Genomic DNA, 17,514 nt, shown 5'->3' with positions numbered 1-17,514 from the left:
AGGGGAATGGATTTGAAGATTTTCCATACGGCAGATTGGCATCTTGGAAAACTCGTGCAAGGAGTTTACATGACAGAGGACCAGCGCTTTATTTTACAAGCTTTTATAGAAGAGATTAAGAAAGAACGACCAGATGTAGTGGTGATTGCTGGGGATCTTTACGATCGTGCGATTCCACCAACAGAGGCGGTAGGTTTGTTGAATGAAGTTCTACAAGAGATTGTTATCGATCTGAAAACACCTGTCATCGCAATTGCAGGAAATCACGATAGTCCAAGCCGACTTCATTTCGGTAGTACTTTTATGAAAGGTCAAGGATTGTACATAACAGGAGAATTATCCACTCATTTGTCTCCGATAAAACTGCATGACCAATATGGCGACGTCTATTTTCATTTGATACCTTACGCAGATCCATCAGTAGTCAGTTATTTGTTTGAAGATGATACGATATCTACTCATCAGAAAGCGATGAAAAAGATTATTGAACGTATCGAGCAATCAATGGATAAAGACGCTCGGCATGTTTTAGTCGGACATGCGTTCATCACAAAACATGGCGAGAAAGAGGAAAACACAAGTGACGCCGAACGTCCATTATCTATTGGCGGTGCTGAATATGTATCTTCTGATTTATTTGAGCCGTTTCATTATACAGCGCTTGGTCATTTGCATCAGGCGCATTTTGTAGGTAATGAAACAATTCGTTATTCTGGATCACCGTTAAAATACTCTATTTCTGAACAGAATCATCAAAAAGGTTATCTAATTGTTGAACTGGCAGAGAATGGCGAAGTAGAAACTGAGAAAAGATTACTTACTCCACTGCATGATGTGCGTACGGTGGAAGGGACCATGGAGGATATAGTGGCGATGGAACATAATGAAGATTATGTGTACGTCAAACTGCTAGATACGGTACCGGTTATACAACCTATGGAGAAAATTCGATCCGTCTTTCCAAATGCGATGCATGTGGAGCGTAAACTAGTCGTTTCTTCTTCGGATGGAATTGGCGGATCAGTAGATGTCGAGAAAAAAGAAGATGACCAGGCAATGTTTGCTTCCTTCTTTAAAGAACTTCAAGGCGAAGAAGCAGATGAAGAGACGAAAGAGCTATTCGCTGAAGTCTTGTGGGATGTTATGAAAGAGGAGGGTCACTCATGAAGCCAATTACGCTAACTATGACGGCATTTGGACCATACAAAGATAAAGAAACGGTTGATTTTCGCGATTTAAAAGAGCATCGTTTATTTGTTATTTCGGGAAAGACGGGTGCAGGAAAAACTACTATCTTCGACGGTATTTGTTTTGCGTTATATGGACAGGCAAGTGGCGAAGATCGTACAGACACGAAAGCATTGCGCAGTCAGTTTGCTGAGGATGACGTCCAAACGACAGTTGAATTAACATTTGATATTCACAAGCGTCGGTTTCGAGTTGTGCGCCAGATTCCTTACCGAAAGAAAGGAAATAAAAATGATACACTTGGTCGCTGTGAGTTATTCGAAGAAAAAGAGGAGCAATTCATTCCAGCAGTTGATCGTCAAATAGTCACCGAAGTAAATGACAAGATCGAACAATTATTAGGTTTTACGCATGCGCAGTTCAGCCAGATCATGATGCTGCCTCAGGGTGAATTCCGTAAATTCTTAACTTCCGATACAGGGAATAAGGAAGCGATCATGCGCAAAATCTTTAAAACTGAACCGTATCAAAAAATTGTTGAACGGTTAAAAGTGAAAAAAGAAGAAGCAAATGCGGAATTTCAACGTGAAAAGCAAATGAGTGATGCAATCCTTCATCAAATACCGGCAAAGTTACCTGAACGTAACTCGTTATTGTTTACCGAATTACAGTCTGAGTATCCAAACTACCATCAACTTGTGTCTGGCTTTCAACAAGAACATACACACCATGAAACACGATCTAGCGAAACGCATAAAGAATATACAAGACTTTATAGCGTCCATAATGAAAAGCAACAGCAACTACATGAAGCTCGTTTAATCAATGAACAATTTACGAAATTGCAGCAACGTCAAAATGAACTAGGTAGTTTGCAAGCGAAAGAACAAGAAATGAAAATACTAGAACAACAATTGCAACAAGCAGAACGAGCAGCAAGATTAGAAGATGTAGAACAACTCGTGAAGACTAATCAAGCGGAATGGCAGAAAAAAGATCAAGGCTACTCTGAAGCTGTGACAGCCCTTGCCGCTGCAGAGGAGAAATTCGTCTCAACACAGGCTTCTTTTGAACGAGAACTAGCTAAAGAACCTGAAAGAAATGAAATAAAAGAAGAGTTACTGACGTTGAATCATCTTCTTCCGACAGTATCGGGCCTAGCTACGCAACGAAAAGTGCTAGAGTCACTCAAGAAAACAGTCAAGGAAGTAGAAGAGTCCTTATTAGGAAATAAACAAGCGTATGATCAGCAAAAAGAAATGATAACTGTTCAAAAAAATGAAATAAAAGAATTAGAAACTTCATTGGAAAAACATGAACAGTTGATAGAGAAACTTGCAAATACTAAAGCTATCGCGAAGCAAGTACTATCTCACGGGCAACAACTGGCAAATCAAAAAGAGCTCGAAGCCCAGTATAAAATAGCCGAGCAACAAGTAAAGCAGTACACAGAAGTCTATCAAGCGCTTGAGAATCGTTGGATTGGCAATCAAGCGGTAATCCTCGCTGCTGCACTCCATGATGGAGAATCTTGTCCTGTTTGCGGTAGTATAGAGCACCCTAAAAAGGCAGGTGAATCGGAAGGAGAACATGTATCTAAGCAACAATTAGACAAAGCGAAAATAGAGTTGACACATAAAGAACAGACTTTCCATCTTAAGCAAGCTGAATTACAGCAAGTGCAACAGCGCATTGAGGCAAGTGAGGCTGAACTGCATGAACAACAAGTGGATTTGAGACATGATTATCAAAAAGAACAAACAGAGTTGACGGAAAAGGTGTCCGTACTTAGAAGCAAACGAGAATTACTGAAAAAAAGAAAAGAACAGCAAAGTCAATCAGAACTAGAGATGGAAAAGCTTGCTATAGAAATAAAAAGATTAGAGCAGCAACATAACGAATCAAAAGGAGAACTCGAAACGAAACAAGCACTGTATGAACACGTGCTTGCAACTGTTCCAGAAAACCTACAAGAGCTATCCGCGTTGCAAAAACAAATTCAATCTAAAGAAGCAACAAATCTACAACTTGAAAATGCTTGGAAATCTATTCAACAGAGATTACAAGACGTTACAACGGAAAAAACAAAATGGGAATCCCGAGAAGATCTGGAGAAGAAGTCACTTGCAGATATGAAAGAAAAGTTGGATCAAAGTGTAGTTTCGTTTACTAAACGTCTAAAAGAAGAAGGGTTTACTTCAGAAGAGAATTATTTACAAGTAAAACTGCCGACACAAAAACGCCAGGCTATCCAGCAACAACTTCAAGAATTCGCCCAAACGCTTCACACGTTGAAGTCAACCGTAGCAGAACTCAAGAAGTCTGTGGAGGGCAAACAACTGATGGACATGGCGAGTATGGAGAATCAAGTAGAAGCGCTGAAAATACAATATGAAGAAGCGTTTGCCCTATATAATCAATCAAAAGCATGGCAACAGGCCGCACTAGATCTGCACAAAGAATTAGAAACAAGCAAATCAAAAGAAGCGGAACTTGAAAAGACCTACGGAAAGATTGCAAATCTATACGATATAGTTCGTGGTCAAAATCAATTAAAAATATCATTTGAACGTTATATTCAAATCGAGTATTTGGAACGCATCATTCAAGCGGCCAATATACGCTTGCGTGATTTATCGAACGGACAGTATGAATTAGTACGTAGTGATCGTCAAGAGACTAGAGGAAAGCAAAGTGGTTTAGGCATAGATGTTCATGATGCGTATACAGGACAGACCCGAGACGTCAAGACGTTATCAGGTGGAGAGAAGTTCAATGCTTCTCTATGTTTGGCACTAGGGATGGCGGATGTCATTCAAAGCTTCCAAGGTGCCGTTCGCATGGAGACGATGTTTATCGATGAAGGTTTCGGAGCGTTGGATGAAGAAGCTATTCAGAAAGCTATCGATACGCTGATTGCTCTTCAACAGTCCGGCAGAATGATTGGTGTCATTTCACATATCGAGGAGATGAAAGAGGCTATTCCTGCTACGTTGCAAGTAACTAAGTTGAAAGAGGGATACAGTCAGACGAAGTTTGTGTTGAATTGATGTTGTGGTTTCATTTTATATATAGGGAGTTAGGGAGAGAAGGTACCGTTTTCCAGGCGGACGCTCTCCCACGCCTTCCTAGAGAACGGTCACCTTTGTAACGGAAATCCCTAACTCCTATAAATTAATATCTCATATTTAACTTTAAACTGATCTTTAAAAAGATCAGTTTTTTTATTTTAAGAATACATTTTTATAAATCGATAAATAGTCAGTAAGTTAGCAATAAACGCAAAAGTTAAATGATTTAGTTGGCTGTTGATTTTCTAAATAGGGAAGAGTAATATGAGGGAACGTGATATATTGCATACAAATAAGTGCTGTTGTTTTTGGGAGGATTTTTAAACATATGGAGAAAAAATTATCGTTTTCATCGAGCTTAGTTATTGGTGTTATGCTATTCGCATTATTTTTTGGGGCAGGTAATCTAATTTTCCCCGCAGAGCTTGGACAGCTTGCTGGAGATCAAACGTGGAAAGCGATGCTTGGCTTTTTATTCACTGGAGTTGGTTTACCCTTTTTAGGTATATTGGCTATCGGTTTCTCTGGCAAGAAAGATTTACAGGACTTGGCAAGTCGAATACATCCGGTATATGCTGTTCTATTTACAGCAATACTTTACTTAACAATTGGTCCTTTTTTTGCGGCACCACGTACAGGAGCTGTGGCATTTGACATTGGGGTCGCTCCATTTTTGAATGGCTTTTCTATTGATCTTGCCCGTTTACTATTTACATTGGCATTCTTTGGAATCAGTATGTGGCTATCATTAAACCCTGCCAAAATCGTTGATCGAGTAGGTAAGTATTTGTCTCCGCTTATCATTATTTTATTGATTGGTTTAATTGGTATGACTCTTCTTAATCCAATGGGAAGTGCACAAGTTTCACAAGCTCCACAAGCTCCATACAATGAAACGCCGTTCTTTACTGGTTTCCTTGAGGGGTATAATACGATGGATGCATTGGCTTCACTCGTTTTTGGAATTATTGTCATTAATGCGTTGCATGCGATGGGCATTACTAGTAAAAAGCAGATATTGGCTTCTACTGCTAAGACGGGACTTGTAGCCTCTGGATTTTTAGCCATTATATATTTAGGTATTGCGTATCTGGGGACTACTTCAGTTGATTTATTTGGTTATCTTGATGGTGGAGGGTCTGTATTAAGTGAAACTGCCTCACACTTATTTGGTACGACCGGTCTATTGTTACTCGGAGTAGTGATTATGTTAGCATGCCTGACAACCGCAATTGGTCTACTTACAGCATGTGGAGAGTATTTTCATGCGATTATCCCGAAAATTAGCTATAAGTTATTTGTAGTATTCTTTTCGACATTCTGCTTGGTTGTAGCAAACTTTGGTCTAGCGAATATTATCAATTATTCTATTCCGGTACTTGTATTACTTTATCCTCTGGCGATGGTACTAATCATATTGACGTTCACTGGTCCCTTATTCCGTCAATCCAGCTTAGTATATCGAACAGCTACGATCACGGCGTTCCTAATAAGTTTTGTTGAAGCGCTCGTGAAGTTTTACACTCTGGTAGAAAAGACTATGCCGAACTGGCTTGTCACTGTAGATGACATATATACAGCGTACATCCCATACTACGCGCAAGGCATCGGCTGGTTAGTTCCTGTTTTGATTGTGACGGTGATCACAGCTTTAGCTGTAGCACTATCCAATAAAGAAGCAGTAAATATCCAAACGGGTCCGAATAGTAATAAAATATAAAAGAAAAACAGGATCCGATATATTGGATCCTGTTTTCACGTTTATTTATAACTTCATTCTTTTATAGAGTGAAACTCCTCAATGGCTCGTAACCAATTTTCTCGCATAACAGTTGTAACCTGCTCACCATCACGCTTGCTCATCAAATCTATAATCTGTTCATGTTCTGCAATTGATTTCTCCGTCAATATAATGGAATTATGGAAGAAAAGTCTGCGCACATGAGCTTGCAGGGAGACAAGCAAAGAAGAAATATATGGGTTATTAGCTGTGTCGACAATGATTTGGTGAAACTTTTCATCAATTTTCAGAGCTTGAAAATAGTCTTCCTTTTCAACTGCTAGGGCGAATTTCTTATTCGTGTCACGCAATTTCTTGATCACACTGTCAGTTAGATTGGGTATGGAAAGTTCAGCTGAGAGTGCTTGTAGTGCAGCAAGTGGAGGGAGTAAATCAGAAATAGATTCACGATCTACATCGGTTACTTGCGTTGCTTTACCGGGGAACATCTGAACGAACCCTTGTACTTCCAATAATTGAAGCGACTCACGTATAGGCGTACGACTCACTCCGAGTGCCTCTGCTAATTCTACGTCATTTAGCTTTTCTCCAGGTTGGAGTGTTCCGTCAATAATCCACTTCTGTAATTGACTAAACGCATTTTCCTTAGCGGTTTTACGTACAGGTTGTGCATGATTAGTAGGGATAGGCATTATATCACACCATCTTTCTATAAAAGTTGTCTTTATATAAGTCGAATTGCACTAACAGCCGATATACAATATACTACATCTTTTCACTGTTGTTTAACAGTATTATTCAAAACTTGCAAAAAAAAATGGGAATTCCAATAGTGAATTTTGATCTTTTTTAAAGAATCAAATTAAATAATTTTAAATAGTTCTTGTAGTTTCCGCCTGTATTTGATAGATTTATGTCTATGCAGGTTTTGTATTAGCTTAGTAGATTAAATTTTACAAATCTTCAAAAAAGGATGTTGCAAAACTAGCAGAATTTTGTTATTGTTTACATGTGTACTATAACAAATGAACAATTACATCCACTGTAACATATTATCTATTTGGCTCAGGGATGAAAGCGTTTTCAATAAAAGGGAGGGGAATAAGAACTAATTTGCTAATTTATATAAAATAGAAAGGGGATTAACTAATGACTAATCAAGTTTCGCGTGGTAAATCCACATTAGACTATGAAAAACTCGTTCAAACTGAAGACTTTAAAGGTCTTGTTAAAAGAAAGAAGAGCTTCTCCACACCTTTTGTTATTTTCTTCTTCGCAGCGTACTTTATTCTTCCACTCTTAACAGGTTATACAAAAATTCTTGAAACACCAGCAATTGGCGCAATGACATGGACTTGGATCTATGCATTCTCGATGTTCATTATGGTATGGGTATTCACATCCATATACATGAATAAAGCAAAACACTTTGATATTGAAGTAGACAAAATTATAGAGAAAAACGTTCTAAAATAAGGGGGTTGTGTTCATGAGTTGGATTTCCTATGCTATATTCTTCGCGGTAATCGCGTTGACGCTCTACATTACATATTGGGCGGCAAAGCAAACAACTACGGCAAGTGATTTCTACACTGCCGGAGGATCATTAACAGGTTGGCAAAATGGTATGGCCATCGCTGGTGACTACTTATCAGCAGCATCATTCCTAGGTATCGCGGGTGCGATTTCACTTAACGGATTTGATGGTTTCTACTACAGTATTGGTTGGTTAACAGCTTATTTAGTTGTTCTATTCTTAATTGCTGAGCCACTACGTAACTTGGGTAAGTTTACGATGGCAGATATGATCGGTGCTCGTTTCGGCGCTAAGAAAGTGCGTGGAGCAGCAGCATTGAACACAATTACAATTGTAATGTTCTACATGCTTGCACAATTAGTTGGTGCGGGTGCTCTTATTAAATTATTATTCGGTATCGAGTATTGGATTGCGGTTCTAATCGTTGGAACAATGATGTTGATCTACGTTCTATTTGGTGGAATGACTGCAACGAGCTGGGTACAAATCGTTAAGGCTATTCTTTTGATGTTGGGTACAATCATTATCTCCTTCTTAGTACTTATGAAGTTTAACTTCAACTTCATCGGTATGTTCGAGACAATGAAAACTGCTACTCCGCATGGCGAAGCATTCCTTCACTCAGGGGTTGTTTATAAAGACACAATCGGTCTTATCTCTGTATTGATCGCACTCGTTCTAGGTACTGCTGGTCTTCCACACATCTTAATGCGTTTCTTCACAGTTAAAGATGCGAAAACAGCACGTTCTTCTGTAATTTATTCTGTATGGATTATTGGTATCTTCTATGTATTGACGATCTTCCTTGGATTTGGTGCAGCTAAATTCGTTGGAGCAGACGCAATCATCGCAGAAAACGCCGCAGGAAACATGGCAGCTCCAATGCTGGCCGGAGTCCTTGGTGGAGATGCCCTTGAATCATTCGTAGCTGCTGTTGCATTTGCTACAATCCTGGCAGTTGTTGCAGGTCTTGTACTTTCAGGTGCTTCTGCAATCGCCCACGATATTTATGGACAAATCATCAAAAATGGTAATGTAACTGAGAAACAACAGGTTGCTGCAGCTCGTTGGGCTTCAATCGCTATCGGTGTTGCTTCAATCCTTCTTGCACTAGGTTCTGAAAAGTTGAACGTTGCGTTCTTAGTATCACTGGCATTCTGTGTTGCTGCATCGGCAAACGTACCAACAATTCTATTAACAATCTATTGGAAGAAATTTAACACAACAGGTGCTGTGGCATCGATGTTAACAGGTCTTATCGTAGCGCTAGTTCTTGTTGCGGTCAGTCCATCTGTAATGAACCCAGTTGAGGGAATGACACTTATCACTGGTACTCCACTATTCCCTTATGCTAACCCGGCTATTGTTTCCGTACCAGCAGGTTTCCTTGCTGCATGGATCGGTACAATTGTTAGCTCTAAGCGTCATGAAAAAGACGAAGTTTCTTATGCAGAAGTTCGTTTCAAAGCAGAAACTGGCTACAAAGAGCTTGATTTATAATAACTAGCTAGATTTACAACTAACGGTCTCCTCTTCTGTCAGCACGTCAGAAGAGGAGACCGTTTTTTATCAATTCTACCTGCTGGAATATTGTTTAACCTAAATATAACGGTACTGTTGACATATGTATTCGAATAATGTGAAGTGAACGCTTTGTTAAAGTGTACATGAACAGGAGGTTTTGAAATGTTGAAGACGGTAAAAGATCGTGAGTTATATGATAAAATCCATAGAAATCCTTTATTTATCGATACAACAGAAAATGAATTTGATCAATTATTGCTAGGTTGTAAATTAAAGATATATGAGGAAGCGGATAAATCCAACTATTTCAAAACACCACAAGAAGGATTGCTCATCGTGTTAAAAGGATCGGCAGAGGTTCAAATAGAAGGACAAGATGGCAGTTCGGTAACGTTAGAATTCATTCAGGAAGATGAAATTATCGGCTTTTCCAATTTTGCTTACTACTTGGGGGAAATGGCTAGGCCGCTTGATAAGCATCACATTGATATGGTGGTAGCAGAAGACTCGATTTGTCTACAGGTTCCGTATGAAGTGATAAAAAAACGTATGGATGATCAAAACGTACGCGATTATGTATTACGCAAGATGTCGATTCGCTTGGCGAATGTTTATACCTCTTTAGGGGAGCAAGTTCGTTTGGCTGACGAATATGGCGAGAGTGAGCCGTATGTTCGTCGTGTACAAGATTTCATGAGTAGTCCAGTTATAACAATTCATGCGGAAGCTGAAACAAAAGAAATTGCGGAATTGATGATTAAAAACTCGATTAGTTCAATTATTATTACAGATCAGGCAGGTAAACTTATTGGAATCGTAACCGAAAAAGATCTTGTTGAACGTGTAATAGCAGACGGTGCTTCGCCAAATGGACTGCGGGCAAAAGACATCATGACGAAAAAGCCGCATACGGTAAGAGTAACTGATTATTATTATGAGGCCTTGACTAAATTCTACAAACATGGAATTAAGCATTTACCAGTTGTGAAAGCAGGTAAACCTGTAGGCATTGTGACGTTCGCTACATTGATGACGAAACGTGATCGTAATTCCATGAATATATTAAAAACTATAGAAGAAGCTTCCTTCGAAAATTTGCCTGTTGTAAAAGCAGCGATTTACGATGTGCTATCCAATTTAATTCAAGATGAAATATCGACCATTCACACATTAGAAATCGTGACGAAGTTTTATGATCGACTGGCAAAACATTGTGTCATGCTTGCTGTGCAATCTCTTGAAGATCAAGGGAAAGGAACACCGCCTGTTCCGTTTGCTTGGTACCAGATGGGAAGTGGGGCACGTGGTGAGCAGTTTATGCTGACCGATCAAGATCATTTTCTCGTCTACGAAGATGTATCGAGGGAAGAATCCCAGTATGTCGAGAACTATTTTGAACTTCTTGGTAATGAAATTGTCGTTCATCTTGAGCAGGCAGGCTATACTAGATGTATCGGATTTATGATGGCTAGCGAGACACAGTGGCGTGGAACGATGGCAATTTGGCATGAACGTATTCGTCAATGGGCGCTTCAATCTACACCTGAACAAATACTGCTCGGATACAACTTCCTATCATTCCGATTCCTGTACGGTGAATCTGCTGTTAATGAACGTTTCATCACGATGGTTCATGGTCTTTTGAAGAAGTCTGCCACTTTTATTTACTATATGGCGCAACAAGAAAAAGAGAAACCAATCCCACAATTGCAACAGAACTTCTTGAGTATTTTCAGGGGGCGCAGTAAAGCAGATATTATTGATATTAAGAAACATGCGCTATTCCCACTTCATCACTGTCTGCAAATTTTAGGAGTTAGTAACGGGATCATCAATGCAACGCCACTTGAAATTATTTCAGCTTTGCAGAAAAAGAAGAAAATCACGAAAGACTTTGCCGAAGAGATTCGTCATGCATATGAAATATCTTTAAGTATTAGAATTTCTATGTCATGGGAAAAACATTTACGTGGAGAGAAGATTTCTACGGAAATCGAGTTGCGCGATCTAAGAAGATGGGAATTGAATGAATTGCGAACAACGCTAGATACGGTCAGAGCTCTTCAATCACATTTATTATCAAAACTGTAAGGTAATATAGATAAAGGTCCCTGTACACAGCTCGCACATAATGTACTATATAGATAGGGGGCGACATAATGTTTTGGAAAAAGAAAATGTTGACGTATGAATTACAACAATCACTACAGTTGAATACGCCGCTGCAAGATATGAATTTCACAGTATTTGATACAGAAACTACCGGATTTGCAATTGGAGCAGATGATCGAATGATTGAGATAGGTGCCGTGCAAGTAGAGGGATTCGAGGTTACCGATCATGTATTTCAAACATTTGTGAATCCATCAAGGGATATTCCTCCTGTCATCAGCAAACTGACTTCTATACAGCAATCACAAGTTGATCATGCGCCTATGCCATTACCTGCTATTGAAGAATATTTTGCGTTTATTGAAAAACATAAAAGTGGGGGCTGGGTAGGGCATCATGTCAGCTTTGATGAAATGGTCATAAAGAAAGAATTAAGTCGTCAGAAATGCACATTTCAAACGCCGACTTCATTCGATACGATGCATTTGATTAACTATTTGGATCCTACAGGTGAGCAACAAGACTTGGAAGATTATGCGCGTCTATTTGGTACAGAGATCTTTGAACGACACCGTGCGCTGGGGGATGCTTTGACAACAGCACATGTATTCACAGCGTTACTGAGAAAACTCGATCGTCATGGCGTGAAGACGCTGGCAGATTTACTGCGTATAAAAAATGGTGGTGCACATAAGTTTGCTTCACAAACTTAATTTAGATCGCTGGGTCCGTCATTCAAAGAGTGGCGGGCCTGTTTTTTGTTGTGATATAGTAGGAATGAAAGAGTTGAACCATGTGTGAAGGACGTGAATTAATGAATAAGCGTCAATTGATTTTATTGATCGTCATTATTTTAGCTATCGCAGTGTATTGTTGGATATTATTTTTTGAGTTACCGAATAAAACCGTGGAAGATGCAGCAGCATACGTGCAATCACTAACTAGTTGATTCATATAAAAAGGAGCGGATACATATGGATATCATTATTATTACAGGAGCATCAAAAGGAATAGGGAAAGAACTACTGTGTCAATACAAAGAAGCAGGGGCTACGGTGTATGGCTTGGCTAGGACAAACCCTGAACAAGAACAATCAATGTTTGAAGTAGATCTGGCTGATGTCGAGAAAGCGACTGCTATTTTACAAGGTGTAATTAGTCAGCATATTGGAGAAGCTAGCTCATTCACGCTAATCAATAATGCGGGTATGGTTGACCCGATTAGTTTAGTAGGTTCGTTGGATCCTCAAAAAGTAGAGCAAGCGATTAAAGTAAATTTAATGGCACCTATTCTATTAACGAATACATTTATCGATACATTGAAAGATTTCACGGGAACGAAGAAAATCATGAACATCTCTTCTGGAGCCGGACGTAGCGCATCTGAAGGATGGGGTGTGTATTGCACGGCTAAGGCAGGACTTGATCAATTTTCGCGTGTTATTGCATTGGAACAAAAAGCAGCCACCTATCCAACGGGTGTTGTTTCTATCGCGCCGGGAATTATCGATACAGGGATGCAGGAGACGATTCGCTCATCATCTGAACAACAATTTCCACACTTGAAACGTTTTGAGGCGTACAAGCGAGAAGGGCAGTTAAGTTCCGCATACGAAACAGCAGAAAAACTAAAGCGATTTGCAATGGAAGTCGACTTCCTTGAAACAGATACAATCGCAGACATTCGTAAATTCTACTAAAAAAAGCTCGTTGCCACAAGTATCGTGGCAACGAGCTTTATGATTCCCCGGCTTCTAACTTCCGTACTTCAGTAAAGTCTTTCATCTTCTCAAGCGCAAGCAAAAACGGAGGATTTCTTCTCTGGTTAAGCAATTCATATCGAATGGCATGAACATCACCTTGATGTAATGTCGAGACGTAATCGAGCAACGCATCACGTTCCTCTTTGCCACCTTCATGTCCATCATAAACAGTGATCGTTATAATGCCTGACTTTTTCAGCAAACTAAGCAACGACTCGAGTGCCGCTATGGTTGATGAAGGTGTCGTGACGATACTTAGATCTTCACTATATGGCAAATAACCTAAATTGAACATGGCGCCGCTAATTTCACTTTGCACATATTTGCAGACATTTGCATGACTGTCATGAACTAATGTAGTACGACTAGCCAATTCACCAAGTTTTTGCTCCGTTACATCAAGTGCTTGTTGTTGAATATCAAATGCTAGTACTTGTCCTTCGTCACCGACTAATCCAGCTAAGAAGACTGTGTCATTACCATTGCCAGCAGTCGCATCGACCACTGTATCTCCAGGTTGCACGCGTTCCGAAATTAGACGTTTCGCTATCGGCAATACGCGATGCAACAAGATGTCTGTCACATTATTTCACCTCTTGCAAATACTTTTTCCCTTGCCAGCTATTGCGTCTTTCAAGTTCCTGATCAATCCCATTCAGCACTTCCCATTTCGTAACGCTCCACATCGGTCCAATTAATAAATCGATAGGACCGTCACCCGTGATGCGATGCACGATCATTTCAGGAGGCATGATTTCCAGTTGATCGACGACTAGGTTGATATACGCTTCCTTCGTTAGGAATTCTAGTTTGCCTTTTTCGTACTGTTTGACCATAGGTGTTCCTTTTAATAAATGCAGTAAATGAATTTTAATACCTTGTACATCAAGTTCGGCAACGGCTTGAGCGGTTTCCATCATCATTTCCTCTGTTTCACCGGGTAGGCCGTTGATGATATGACTGCAGATATTGATATTGTGCTTACGTAACTTGTCGACGCCTTCTTTATAGCATTCGAAATCATGAGCGCGGTTCACGAGTTTGGCTGTAGATTCATGTACCGTTTGTAAACCGAGCTCCACCCATAAATACGTGCGTTCATTAAGTTCAGCTAAATACTCGACTACGTCATCCGGTAGACAGTCAGGACGCGTCGCAATGGATAATGCCACAACGCCTTCTTGGGCTAACGCTGCTTCGAACTTTTCCTTTAAAACTGGAAGAGGGGCATGAGTATTCGTATACGCTTGGAAATAAGCCATATATTTTGCGTCTTTCCATTTGCGTTGGGATCGCTCTTTGATTTCGGCGAATTGGACTTCGATTGCATCTACGCGATCACCTGCAAAATCACCTGAACCCGCTACGCTACAAAACGTACAGCCGCCATGTGCAACCGTACCGTCACGATTTGGGCAGTCAAACCCCGCATCTAGCGCGACTTTTGCAATTTTACATCCGAATGTATCCTTCAAATGTCTTGACCATGTATGGTATCGTTTCCCTTCACTTGGAAACGGAAGATTGATTTCATTCATTATGTACAGCTCCTTTACATCAGATATTGTACCACGGAATATACAGAGAGATCACATAACAAATTGCATGAACGGTTTAATATACGACAAAAAGCAACAGGGAAGGCTTGTATTCATCTTCTGTTTCGGGTAAACTGAAGAAAATAATGAAGGCAATGATGAGGAATAGTACTTCATACGCTACTTTTTAGAGAGCAGACGGCCAGTGCAAGTCTGTATTAGTGTGGAACGAACTCGCCTTTGAGCCTGTATTGGTGAATACTTGTAACTAATACCGTACTCCGCGTTAAGGAATCAAGTTGGACGGCGTAATCCGTCAATTTGGGTGGTACCGCGGGAAACTATATAGACTCTCGTCCCTTTATAGAGGGACGGGAGTCTTTTTTTATCTGTACTCACCAATACAAGAAACAGAAATTAGATTACATTGGAGGAATTTTTGACATGAGTTATAAACACACGCAAATTGAAGAAAAGTGGCAAAAGTATTGGGAAGATCACGATACATACAAAATGATTGATGATCCATCCAAGCCTAAGTTTTATGCATTGGATATGTTCCCTTATCCGTCAGGTGCAGGGCTTCACGTGGGACATCCACTTGGCTATATCGCGACAGATATTTTGAGTGCATTCAAACGTAAGCAAGGATATAACGTTTTGCACCCAATGGGATGGGATGCTTTCGGATTGCCTGCTGAGCAGTATGCAATTGATACGGGGAATGATCCAGCTGAATTTACAGCGAAGAACATTGCTACGTTTAAACGCCAAATGCAGGATCTTGGATTTTCGTATGATTGGTCTCGTGAAATCAATACAACGGATCCAAGCTATTACAAATGGACGCAGTGGATTTTCATTCAACTCTATAAGCGTGGTCTTGCATATATCGATGAAGTAGCTGTTAACTGGTGTCCAGCATTAGGAACAGTACTTGCGAATGAAGAAGTGATCGACGGATTGTCTGAGCGTGGAAATCACCCGGTTGAACGTCGTCCGATGCGCCAATGGGTTTTACGTATTACGGAATATGCGGATCGTCTGTTAGAAGACTTGGATGATTTGGATTGGCCTGAGAGCTTAAAAGACATGCAGCGTAACTGGATTGGTCGTTCTGAAGGCGCACAGCTGAAATTCGAAATTGCGGATACTGAGCATTCATTCGAAGCCTTTACTACACGTCCTGATACGATTTTCGGTGCGACATATGCAGTTCTCGCTCCTGAGCTTAAATTGGTTAGCACGATCACTACAGATGATCAGCGCGAAGCAGTAGAAGCTTATATTGATGCAGTGAAATCTAAGAGTGATCTTGAGCGTACAGATTTAGCGAAAGATAAGACAGGCGTATTCACTGGAGCGTATGCCATCAACCCAGCAAGTGGCGAGAAGATGCCGATTTGGATCGCAGATTACGTCTTGGCTACTTATGGTACAGGTGCGATCATGGCAGTTCCTGCACATGATGAGCGTGACTATGAGTTTGCAAAGAAATTCGATTTACCGATTGTAGAAGTAGTGGCAGGCGGTAACGTTGAAGAAGAAGCCTATGCAGGAGAAGGCGAGCACGTGAACTCGGACTTCTTAAATGGTTTAGGAAAAGAAGAAGCCATTACAAAATCCATTGAGTGGTTCGAAGAGAATGGTAACGGTGAACGCAAAATTACGTATCGTTTGCGCGACTGGTTATTCTCCCGCCAGCGTTATTGGGGCGAGCCGATTCCTGTCATTCATTGGGAAGATGGCACGATGACTACTGTTGATGAATCGGAATTGCCGTTGATGTTGCCGGTAACAGACAATATTAAACCGAGCGGAACAGGTGAATCACCACTTGCAAACATTACGGAGTGGGTCAATGTAGTGGATCCAGAAACAGGTATGAAAGGTCGTCGTGAAACGAACACGATGCCACAGTGGGCGGGAAGCTGCTGGTATTACTTGCGTTATATCGATCCGAATAACGATGACATGATCATTGATCCGAAGTTGGCTGAGCGCTGGTTGCCGATTGATATCTATGTAGGTGGGGCGGAGCACGCGGTTCTGCATTTATTGTATGCTCGTTTCTGGCATAAAGTATTGTACGATATCGGTGTTGTGCAAACGAAAGAGCCGTTCCAAAAGCTCTTTAACCAAGGAATGATCTTAGGCGAAGGACATGTGAAAATGTCTAAATCACTAGGCAACGTCATCAACCCGGATGATATCGTTCATTCACACGGTGCAGACACATTGCGTATTTATGAAATGTTCATGGGACCACTTGACGCATCGAAAGAATGGTCGACAAATGGTTTAGACGGATCACGTCGTTTCCTTGACCGCATTTGGCGTTTACTTGTCAATGAAGATGATACGTTGACGGACAAATTGACGGATGAAACTGGCGGACCACTAGAAAAAGTCTATAATCAAACAGTTAAAAAAGTTACAGAGGATTACGAAGCTATGCGTAATAACACAGCGATCTCACAATTGATGGTCTTCATCAATGAAAGCTATAAAGCGGAGAAGTTGCCAAAAGCATACATCGAAGGATTCCTTTTATTAATTTCACCTATCACGCCTCACTTGGCTGAAGAACTGTGGTCGAAACTAGGGCACACGGACACGATTGCTTACGCACAGTGGCCAACATTTGATGAGACGAAATTGTCGGATGACACAGTGGAAGTGGCGGTACAAATCAACGGGAAAATCCGTGCGAAGATTACCGTAGCGAGAGATTGCACGAAAGAAGAATTAGAACAAGCGGCTTTGGAAAACGAAGACGTGAAGCAGTGGATGGAAGGCAAGGAATTGAAGAAAATCATCGCGATTCCTGGTCGTCTAGTTAATATCGTAGCAGGGTAATGAAATGCGAAAAGCCGGCAGGAGATTTATTTCTCCTACCGGCTTTTTATAATGTCTCGGATATTTGGTTGTGCTCATACATTCGCGGCAAGCGCTCTATTGGACGGGTTGAGTGCTCTATGGCATGCGTTAAGCGCTCTATGAATCAGGTTGAGTGCTCTATCACACACGCAAACCGATC

At 40.6% G+C, this 17,514-nt stretch carries 13 protein-coding genes and 1 other annotated feature; of the genes, 10 read left to right on the top strand and 3 right to left on the bottom strand.

Annotated features, from left to right (window positions below):
* Positions 1–12 precede the first annotated feature (12 nt).
* The 3 genes from SporoP32a_RS03275 (at position 13) to brnQ (ending at position 5,979) form a co-directional block, all read left to right on the top strand.
* Positions 13–1,167, top strand: coding sequence for an exonuclease SbcCD subunit D (locus SporoP32a_RS03275; RefSeq protein ID WP_085428971.1), 1,155 nt, complete (start codon positions 13–15; stop codon positions 1,165–1,167).
* Positions 1,164–4,238: an AAA family ATPase gene (locus tag SporoP32a_RS03270; protein WP_085426614.1), complete on the top strand. Its 3,075-nt coding sequence runs from the start codon at positions 1,164–1,166 to the stop codon at positions 4,236–4,238. The genes SporoP32a_RS03275 and SporoP32a_RS03270 overlap by 4 nt, the downstream gene beginning before the upstream one ends.
* A gap of 349 nt (positions 4,239–4,587) precedes the next feature.
* On the top strand, positions 4,588–5,979 hold the full coding sequence (gene brnQ, locus SporoP32a_RS03265) for a branched-chain amino acid transport system II carrier protein (RefSeq protein WP_085426613.1): 1,392 nt from the start codon (positions 4,588–4,590) through the stop codon (positions 5,977–5,979).
* Between the two features lie 53 nt (positions 5,980–6,032).
* Here the strand turns inward: brnQ and SporoP32a_RS03260 are convergent, their stop codons facing one another.
* Entirely contained in the window at positions 6,033–6,692 is a 660-nt protein-coding gene (locus tag SporoP32a_RS03260; RefSeq protein WP_085426612.1) for a GntR family transcriptional regulator, read from the bottom strand.
* Between the two features lie 457 nt (positions 6,693–7,149).
* On the opposite strand from SporoP32a_RS03260, the gene SporoP32a_RS03255 reads away from it, so the two are divergent.
* From SporoP32a_RS03255 to SporoP32a_RS03235, 6 genes are all read left to right on the top strand, one after another.
* The gene (locus tag SporoP32a_RS03255; protein WP_085426611.1) at positions 7,150–7,476 is read left to right on the top strand and encodes a DUF485 domain-containing protein; all 327 of its coding nucleotides are present in this window, start codon (positions 7,150–7,152) and stop codon (positions 7,474–7,476) included.
* Positions 7,477–7,489: 13 nt separating this feature from the next.
* Complete coding sequence (locus SporoP32a_RS03250; RefSeq protein ID WP_085426610.1) at positions 7,490–9,037, top strand: solute symporter family protein; 1,548 nt, start codon at positions 7,490–7,492, stop codon at positions 9,035–9,037.
* 186 nt (positions 9,038–9,223) lie between these two features.
* On the top strand, positions 9,224–11,152 hold the full coding sequence (locus tag SporoP32a_RS03245; protein ID WP_085426609.1) for a DUF294 nucleotidyltransferase-like domain-containing protein: 1,929 nt from the start codon (positions 9,224–9,226) through the stop codon (positions 11,150–11,152).
* Between the two features lie 68 nt (positions 11,153–11,220).
* Positions 11,221–11,886 (top strand): 3'-5' exonuclease, encoded by a 666-nt coding sequence (locus SporoP32a_RS03240; protein WP_085426608.1) that lies wholly within the window; start codon positions 11,221–11,223, stop codon positions 11,884–11,886.
* 101 nt (positions 11,887–11,987) lie between these two features.
* Complete coding sequence (locus tag SporoP32a_RS17285; RefSeq protein WP_255406926.1) at positions 11,988–12,122, top strand: hypothetical protein; 135 nt, start codon at positions 11,988–11,990, stop codon at positions 12,120–12,122.
* Between the two features lie 25 nt (positions 12,123–12,147).
* Positions 12,148–12,873: an SDR family NAD(P)-dependent oxidoreductase gene (locus tag SporoP32a_RS03235; RefSeq protein ID WP_085426607.1), complete on the top strand. Its 726-nt coding sequence runs from the start codon at positions 12,148–12,150 to the stop codon at positions 12,871–12,873.
* Positions 12,874–12,910: 37 nt separating this feature from the next.
* Here SporoP32a_RS03235 and SporoP32a_RS03230 read toward each other — a convergent pair whose 3' ends face one another.
* Together SporoP32a_RS03230 and SporoP32a_RS03225 are read right to left on the bottom strand one after the other, a co-directional pair.
* On the bottom strand, positions 12,911–13,519 hold the full coding sequence (locus SporoP32a_RS03230; RefSeq protein ID WP_085426606.1) for a tRNA 5-(aminomethyl)-2-thiouridylate-methyltransferase MnmM: 609 nt from the start codon (positions 13,517–13,519) through the stop codon (positions 12,911–12,913).
* Position 13,520: 1 nt separating this feature from the next.
* Positions 13,521–14,474, bottom strand: coding sequence for a tRNA modification radical SAM protein MnmL/YtqA (locus SporoP32a_RS03225; protein WP_029052824.1), 954 nt, complete (start codon positions 14,472–14,474; stop codon positions 13,521–13,523).
* A gap of 146 nt (positions 14,475–14,620) precedes the next feature.
* Positions 14,621–14,838, top strand: a binding site (T-box leader).
* 80 nt (positions 14,839–14,918) lie between these two features.
* On the opposite strand from SporoP32a_RS03225, the gene leuS reads away from it, so the two are divergent.
* Positions 14,919–17,333, top strand: a complete 2,415-nt coding sequence (leuS, locus tag SporoP32a_RS03220; RefSeq protein ID WP_085426605.1) for a leucine--tRNA ligase — start codon at positions 14,919–14,921, stop codon at positions 17,331–17,333.
* Positions 17,334–17,514: the final 181 nt, after the last annotated feature.

Origin of the sequence: Sporosarcina ureae (assembly GCF_002109325.1) — a bacterium.
Classification (GTDB): domain Bacteria; phylum Bacillota; class Bacilli; order Bacillales_A; family Planococcaceae; genus Sporosarcina; species Sporosarcina ureae_C.
Note: the sequence above shows the minus strand (reverse complement) of the source record. Positions and strands in the feature narration are given on the sequence as shown.

What these genes read in the sequence shown, in the direction of transcription:
- SporoP32a_RS03270 (WP_085426614.1), top strand. Translation starts at nt 1,164, where the DNA reads ATGAAGCCAATTACGCTAACTATGACGGCATTTGGACCATACAAAGAT.
- brnQ (WP_085426613.1), top strand. Translation starts at nt 4,588, where the DNA reads ATGGAGAAAAAATTATCGTTTTCATCGAGCTTAGTTATTGGTGTTATG.
- SporoP32a_RS03260 (WP_085426612.1), bottom strand. Translation starts at nt 6,692, where the DNA reads ATGCCTATCCCTACTAATCATGCACAACCTGTACGTAAAACCGCTAAG.
- SporoP32a_RS03255 (WP_085426611.1), top strand. Translation starts at nt 7,150, where the DNA reads ATGACTAATCAAGTTTCGCGTGGTAAATCCACATTAGACTATGAAAAA.
- SporoP32a_RS03250 (WP_085426610.1), top strand. Translation starts at nt 7,490, where the DNA reads ATGAGTTGGATTTCCTATGCTATATTCTTCGCGGTAATCGCGTTGACG.
- SporoP32a_RS03245 (WP_085426609.1), top strand. Translation starts at nt 9,224, where the DNA reads ATGTTGAAGACGGTAAAAGATCGTGAGTTATATGATAAAATCCATAGA.
- SporoP32a_RS03240 (WP_085426608.1), top strand. Translation starts at nt 11,221, where the DNA reads ATGTTTTGGAAAAAGAAAATGTTGACGTATGAATTACAACAATCACTA.
- SporoP32a_RS17285 (WP_255406926.1), top strand. Translation starts at nt 11,988, where the DNA reads ATGAATAAGCGTCAATTGATTTTATTGATCGTCATTATTTTAGCTATC.
- SporoP32a_RS03235 (WP_085426607.1), top strand. Translation starts at nt 12,148, where the DNA reads ATGGATATCATTATTATTACAGGAGCATCAAAAGGAATAGGGAAAGAA.
- SporoP32a_RS03225 (WP_029052824.1), bottom strand. Translation starts at nt 14,474, where the DNA reads ATGAATGAAATCAATCTTCCGTTTCCAAGTGAAGGGAAACGATACCAT.
- leuS (WP_085426605.1), top strand. Translation starts at nt 14,919, where the DNA reads ATGAGTTATAAACACACGCAAATTGAAGAAAAGTGGCAAAAGTATTGG.